The sequence below is a fragment of the Rhodococcus sp. T7 genome (genome assembly GCF_009872365.1).
GTDB lineage: Bacteria > Actinomycetota > Actinomycetes > Mycobacteriales > Mycobacteriaceae > Rhodococcus_F.
On the sequence record NZ_WXYH01000119.1, the window covers coordinates 1 to 6457 of the forward strand.

Below are 6457 nucleotides of genomic sequence, written 5' to 3' on the forward strand. Positions count from 1 at the left end.
GCCGTCACAATGCACTCCTCGACCGTCGCCTCGAAACGCATCGGCTGAAACGGCCCCCGCAACGAATTGCCCTTGGGTAACGGATATCCCATTTTCTTCCTACCTCCGACAGCGACGGCTGGGTGAAAATCCGGCAGCACGTCGCACATTAGCACCGCCCGGACGCGAATGGAAACGTTCGTTCACATTGCTCGATTCGAGCACTTGACCTGCATGGACGCACTCACGCCGAACTCCCGGCGGCGAGACGTTTGCAGGCTGCGTGATACTTATGATACTTCAAATATCATAATATCGTGGATCGGGTCGGCAGGCAGACGAAAACACGACCGTCACCTCGACGCCTGCCCGGAGCATCTCGGTTGCCTCCGGTGCGTCTCGAACACGGATCACAGACCGGAGGCACCGTAGTGATTTTCCCCCACCGAATGCCTCCCACCTGGCTGATCGTCACGTTGATGGCGCTGTGCGGCACGATCGTCTCGCTCCAGCACACGATTGCGATCCCGATGCTCCCATCGGTGCCGGAGACCTACGGGGTGAGTACGGACGACGCCTCCTGGCTCGTCACCTCGACCCTGCTCGTCGCCGCGGTCGCCACCCCGGTGGTCACCCGGCTCGCCGACATGGTGGGCCGGCGCCGGATGCTCGTCATCGTCATGTCGGTGATGACCGCCGGCTCGTTCATCGCCCTCCTCGGCACGTTTCCGGCACTCATCGCCGGGCGGTCGCTGCAGGGCTTCGCGACGGCGCTCGTGCCCGTCGCGATCAGCATCCTCAGGGACACGCTGCCCCCTGCGAGAATCGGCACCGCGATCGGCGGCCTGAGCGCGACGCTCGGCATCGGGACCACCCTCGGCATCCCGCTCGCCGGCTTCCTGCAGGACATCGCGGGACCACTCACCGTGTTCTGGGTCGCGGGAGTCTGCGGTGCGCTGCTGACCATCGGCGCACTCCTCATCGTTCCCGACATCGGGTCACGGTCACCCGGCCAATTCGACTTCGTCGGTGCACTGCTGCTGTCGATGGGACTCGCCGCCGTGCTGCTGACGCTGTCCAAGGGCGGGTCCTGGGGTTGGGCTGGTCCACGCACACTCGGCTGTGTCGCCGCAGCCGTCGTCGTCTTCGCGGTATGGGCGCCGCTGCAGTGGCGGGCGCCCAATCCCCTGGTGAACCTGCGGACCGCCGTCCATCGTCCGGTTCTGCTGACCAATCTGGCCGGCATGCTCATCACGTTCGCGATGTTCATCAACACGCTCGCCACGACGCAGCAATTACAACTACCGACCTGGACCGGTCACGGTTTCGGTCTCACCGCCACCTCCGCCGGCCTTGCGGTCGCGACGACCGCGTTCGCGCAGGTGTTGGTCTCGCCGTTCGCCGGCATGCTCATCGACCGCTGGAACGGTCGTGCCGTGCTGCTGATCGGGAGTGTCGTCACCACCGTCGCGTGTGCCGTCCGGCTCGTGGTGCCCGGCACCGTCGTCACCGTCACGGCCTGTGCGTTCGTGATCGCCGGGGGCACCGCCGTCTCGTTCGCCGCACTTCCGGGGCTGGTGATGGCGGCCGCACCGGAATCCGAATCTTCGGCCGCCAACGGCATCAACACCCTCCTCCGTTCCATCGGCGCGTCGCTGGCGAGTGCCACCCTCGCGATGATTCTCGTCTCGCTCAGTGTCGACTCGGGGTCTGCCCCCGTCCCCACGGCACGAGCATTCGACGTCGTGTGGGTGGTGGCCGGGATGTGCGCCCTCGTGACCACGGTCCTGGGCGTTCTCCTGCCCCGACGGTTCCCGGCACACACCGAGACCCCAACGATCGACGCTTGCCGGAATGCACTCGCAGGCAATGAAACGACCTCACCCGCCTCGAGCAATTCACCGGTTCCCGTTGCGGCGCGACGCGCACGTGACCTATTCTGATATTCATAGTTTCAAAATCCGCCGAGTCGCGGAGCCCCTTCCCGTCGCCAGAAGTCAGGAATCTTGTGACCCAAATAACTCCCGCGCCGCTGTCCGTCTCGGACCCCGCAGAAGCCGAGTTCCAGCAGTCCCTCGCCGCCGCGCTCGACGATGCCAATCTGCCGACACTGCTGGCGGCGGTCGTGCAGCTCACGGGCGATCTGTCACTTCTCGAAGGCAAGTTCCGGCCCACCGCCATGCGCGGGCCGGGCGACCACGACGACGGCGGCATGCCCGACGACGTTCGAGCCGAGCTGCGCACGCTGGCGTTCGACGTCGTCCTGGCGCATCGCCGCGGCGAACTGCCCGACGCTCCCCCCCTGACACCCGAGCAGGTACTGCACGTCCTCAGCCGGTGCCTGGACGAAGAAGTGCCGAGCGCGCAGGGTGGCATGCTCGCCGAGGAACTCGGTGCCCTCTCCCGCGCAACGCCGGTCATCGACACCGCGTCCGGTCAACGGGCACCGCACGTCCTGGTGGTCGGCACCGGCTTCTCGGGACTGTGCGCGGCCATCCGTCTCGACGAAGCCGGTGTGCCGTACACGATCATCGACAAGAACCCGGACGCCGGCGGCACGTGGCACGAGAACGTCTACCCGGGCTGCGGCGTCGACACCCCTGTCCACCTCTACTCGTACTCGTTCGCCCAACGAGCGGATTGGCCCCGGTACTTCGCCAAGCAGTCGGAGGTCGAGGGGTACCTGCTCGACATCGCGACGTCGTACGGCATCCGCAAGCGGGTGCAGTTCGGCACCGAACTGGAAACCGCCGAGTGGATCGAGGACCGGCAGCACTGGCGGGTCACGCTCCGCCGCGCCGACAACTCCACGCACACCGCGGAGTACCCGGTCGTCATCACCGCTGTGGGTCTGCTCAACCGTCCCGCCTACCCGAACCTCGACGGTCTGGACTCCTTCACCGGGCCGGTCGTCCACACCGGCGCCTGGGATCCCGGGATCGACCTGGCGAACAAGCGCGTCGCCGTGATCGGAACCGGCGCCTCCGCGATGCAATTGGTGCCCGCCATCGCCGGCACCGCCCGCGAGGTGACCGTCTTCCAGCGCTCGGCGCAGTGGATCATGCCCAACCCCAACACCACTCGCGGAGTGGAGCCGGCCAAGCAGTTCCTCATGGCCGAGTTCCCCGGCTACCTCGCCTGGTACCGGCTACAGCAGGCCTGGAAGTTCGGTGACCGACTGCATCCGATGCTGCGCATCGATCCGGAATGGCCGCATCAGGACCGGTCGATCAACTCCGAGAACGAGCGCCACCGCAAGTTCCTGACCCGGTACATCGAGCAGAAGCTTGCGGACCGCCCCGAGCTGATCGACAAGTGCGTGCCCGACTACCCGCCCTATGGCAAACGCCCGCTGCTCGACCACGGCTGGTTCGATGCACTTCTCCGCGACGACGTCGCCCTCGTCGACGAGGGCGTGTCCCACATCGACGGTCAGCGTGTGGTCACCTCATCCGGCGCCGAGCACGAGGTGGACGTGATCGTGCTTGCCACCGGTTTCCAAACGCTCAACATGCTCGCCCCCATGGAAATTCACGGCCGCGACGGAACGACGCTGCGGGAGAGCTGGGGCGCCGACGACGCGCGGGCCTACCTGGGCATGACCGTCCCCAACTTCCCCAACATGTTCATCCTGTACGGCCCCAACACGAATGCAGGTCATGGTGGCAGCCACGTCCTCAGCGTCGAAATGCAGGTCCGCTTCGTGCTGCAGGCACTCGAGCGGATGGCGAAGCGGAATCTGTCGAGCATCGAATGCCGGCAGGAGGTCTTCGACGCCTACAACGGCGAGATCGACGCAGCGCTGGACGGTTCGATCTGGACCCACACCGGCATGACGACCTACTACCGCAACAGCAAGGGTCGCATCGTCACCAACACGCCGTGGACGAACGCCGACTACTGGCATCGCACACGCCGTCTGGTCGCGGAAGAGTTCATCGAACGCACGCGCGATCAGTGAGCCGCAGCCCCTCATACCCACGAAGACGGAAGGCATCTCGACATGACCGACACCGAACGCACCCGGGCTCTGGTCCTGCAATTCAATGAGGCCCGCGCTCGCAACGACGCCGGCGCGATCGCGGCGCTGCTGGCCGAGGACGTCGAATGGCACCCACCCGCCGGCATCCGCCCCCGGCCCTTCCGCGGCCGCGATCGGGTGGCCGCCGCCCTCACCGGGGCGAATACGAGCCGGGTGCTTCAGGTCGACACGATCGAGCGCGACGTCGTCGCGGTCGTGGTCGACGGCGAGACGGCCGTCGTCCGGCAGCTCATGCGCGCGACACGAATCGACGGTGAGATCTACACCAACGACTACTGCTGGGTCTACACGTTCCGCGACGGGCTGATCCAGCGGATGGACGAGTACGGCGACACCCTGCTCACCGCACGCGCCGGGTTCGTCCCGCTGCTGCCACCCGAAGATTCGCCGGCCGACCGGCCGAAGGCCACGAACCTCGTTGCCACCACCCACACCCCCGAAAGGAACTAGGGAATCATGACGACACCTTCCCGTTCCGCCGTACCCGACTGGTTCGACGCGAGCGAGACCCGGCTCCTGGGCAAGGCGTGCACGCGCTGCCGTTCCGTCTTCTTCCCCCCGACCATCGACCGTTGCCGCAATCCGCGGTGCGGCGGTGATGTGCTCGAAACTCACCCTCTGAGCACCCGCGGCCGGATCTGGTCGTGGACACGTAACCACTACAAGCCTCCGGCCCCCTACGTCTCCGGCGATCCGTTCGAGCCCTACACCGTGCTCGCTGTCGAGCTCGAGGAGGACGGCCTGGTCGTACTGGGGCAGCTCAGCCCCGACAGCCCGCCCGCGAACGTCGGCGACACGGTGTCGCTGCGCACCGAGAAGCTGCTGGAGGACGAAGACGGCGTCCAGTTGGTGTGGCGCTGGACCCTCGACAATTCCGAGACCGTGGAGGTCGCATCATGAGTGGAGTAGCCGTTCTCGGGGTGGGTATGCACCCGTGGGGCAAGTTCGGGAAGTCGTTCGTCGAGTACGGCCGGGTCGCTGCTCGTGCGGCCCTCGAGGATGCGGGCATCGACTGGACCGACGTGCAGATGGTCGCCGGCGCGAACACCTGGCGCGGCGGTTATCCCGGCCTGGTCAGCGGCGCGGCCTTCGCGCAGGAGCTCGGCTGGAACGGAACCCGTCTGAGCAGCTCGTTCGCCGCGTGCGCGTCGGGGGCTCAGGCGATCGGGGCCGCCCGGGCCCACATCCTCGCCGGTCTGTGCGACGTCGCCCTGGTGATCGGCGCCGACGTCGCCCCCAAGGGGTTCTTCGGTCCCTTCGGCGGCGGCGATCAGACCGATCCCGACTGGCTGCGGTTCCGGCTTCTCGGTGCCACCAACCCCACCTACTTCGGTCTCTACGCGCAGCGCCGGATCGCGGCGTACGGCGCGAGCGAACGCGATTTCGCGATGGTGAAGGCGAAGAACAGCCGCGCGGGCGCACTCAACCCGAACGCACGGTTCACCAAGGTGGTCACCGAGGACGAGGTGCTGGCGAGCGCGTACGTCGCCGAGCCGCTGCATCTGCTGGATGTGTGCGCCACGAGTGACGGCGCCGCGGCACTGGTCATCACGAGCGAGGACTACGCGCGTCGTAAGCAGCTCGAGCGGGGTGGCCGCGCCGTTCGTATATCGGCGCTGTCCACGAACTCGCCGACCTACCCGAACAACGTCATCGAGATGCCCAACTTCGCCACCGACTCGACACTCGCGGTGCCCGCACCGGACGAAGGTTTCAAGACCTCGCTCGCCAGTTCGGCGTACGCCGAGGCCGGCCTCGGGCCCGACGACCTGAATCTTGCGGAAGTCTACGACCTTTCGACTGCTCTCGAACTCGACTGGTACGAGCACATCGGGCTGTGCGCCGAGGGCGAGGCCGAGAAGATTCTGCACGACGGCGTCACTTCACTGGGCGGACGGGTGCCGGTGAACGCGAGCGGCGGTCTCGCGAGCTTCGGCGAGGCCGTACCGGCACAGGCCATCGCCCAGGTCGTGGAGCTGACGATCCAGTTGCGCGGCGACGCGGGAGAGCGTCAGGTGCCGAACGCCAACGTCGGCATGTCGATCAACCAGGGCCTGTTCGGTCACGGTTCAGCAGTGATCGTCACTGCCTGACCGTCGCTCCACACGCCTCGACCCCGTTGCACCGATTCCCTATCGGTGCAACGGGGTCGAGGCGTTGTGCGTTCAGCTCACGAGCGGGTCATGCGTCGGTCGGCTGTGCGGCCTTGGCCGACGAGGGGACCCCGACGACGTCCTGCCAGCGCACACCCGGATCGATCAGTTCCTCCGCCGAACGGATTTCGTCGTAGCGGTAATCCCCTGCCAGACCCAGCGGCGTCTCGCCGCGCGTGTTGCGGCGTGCGGCATCGAGCATCAGCCGGCGCATCCGAATGACGGCGAGGTCGGACGTACCCAGGTGCTCACGGGTGCGATCCTCGATCGGCCCCATGCTCTC

At 66.8% G+C, this 6457-nt stretch carries 5 protein-coding genes and 1 pseudogene; 5 read left to right on the plus strand and 1 reads right to left on the minus strand.

Going from position 1 to position 6457, the window contains the following annotated elements:
* Positions 1-428: 428 nt before the first annotated feature.
* From MLGJGCBP_RS14840 to MLGJGCBP_RS14860, 5 genes are all read left to right on the plus strand, one after another.
* Positions 429-1922, plus strand: a complete 1494-nt coding sequence (locus tag MLGJGCBP_RS14840; RefSeq protein ID WP_201453064.1) for an MFS transporter — start codon at positions 429-431, stop codon at positions 1920-1922.
* A gap of 65 nt (positions 1923-1987) precedes the next feature.
* Entirely contained in the window at positions 1988-3940 is a 1953-nt protein-coding gene (locus MLGJGCBP_RS14845; RefSeq protein WP_201453065.1) for a flavin-containing monooxygenase, read from the plus strand.
* Positions 3941-3982: 42 nt separating this feature from the next.
* Entirely contained in the window at positions 3983-4471 is a 489-nt protein-coding gene (locus MLGJGCBP_RS14850) for a nuclear transport factor 2 family protein (protein ID WP_160096497.1), read from the plus strand.
* Positions 4472-4477: 6 nt separating this feature from the next.
* Positions 4478-4921 (plus strand): Zn-ribbon domain-containing OB-fold protein, encoded by a 444-nt coding sequence (locus MLGJGCBP_RS14855; RefSeq protein ID WP_160096499.1) that lies wholly within the window; start codon positions 4478-4480, stop codon positions 4919-4921.
* Positions 4918-6114, plus strand: coding sequence for a lipid-transfer protein (locus tag MLGJGCBP_RS14860; RefSeq protein ID WP_160096500.1), 1197 nt, complete (start codon positions 4918-4920; stop codon positions 6112-6114). Before MLGJGCBP_RS14855 ends, MLGJGCBP_RS14860 begins: the two co-directional genes overlap by 4 nt.
* Positions 6115-6202: 88 nt before the next feature.
* On the opposite strand, the pseudogene MLGJGCBP_RS14865 reads toward MLGJGCBP_RS14860, so the two are convergent.
* Positions 6203-6457: pseudogene (locus MLGJGCBP_RS14865) on the minus strand (hypothetical protein); the annotation flags it as partial.

Bases quoted from the DNA above. Each gene is read 5' to 3' on its own strand.
- MLGJGCBP_RS14840 (WP_201453064.1), top strand. From the start codon at position 429: ATGCCTCCCACCTGGCTGATCGTCACGTTGATGGCGCTGTGCGGCACG.
- MLGJGCBP_RS14850 (WP_160096497.1), top strand. From the start codon at position 3,983: ATGACCGACACCGAACGCACCCGGGCTCTGGTCCTGCAATTCAATGAG.
- MLGJGCBP_RS14855 (WP_160096499.1), top strand. From the start codon at position 4,478: ATGACGACACCTTCCCGTTCCGCCGTACCCGACTGGTTCGACGCGAGC.
- MLGJGCBP_RS14860 (WP_160096500.1), top strand. From the start codon at position 4,918: ATGAGTGGAGTAGCCGTTCTCGGGGTGGGTATGCACCCGTGGGGCAAG.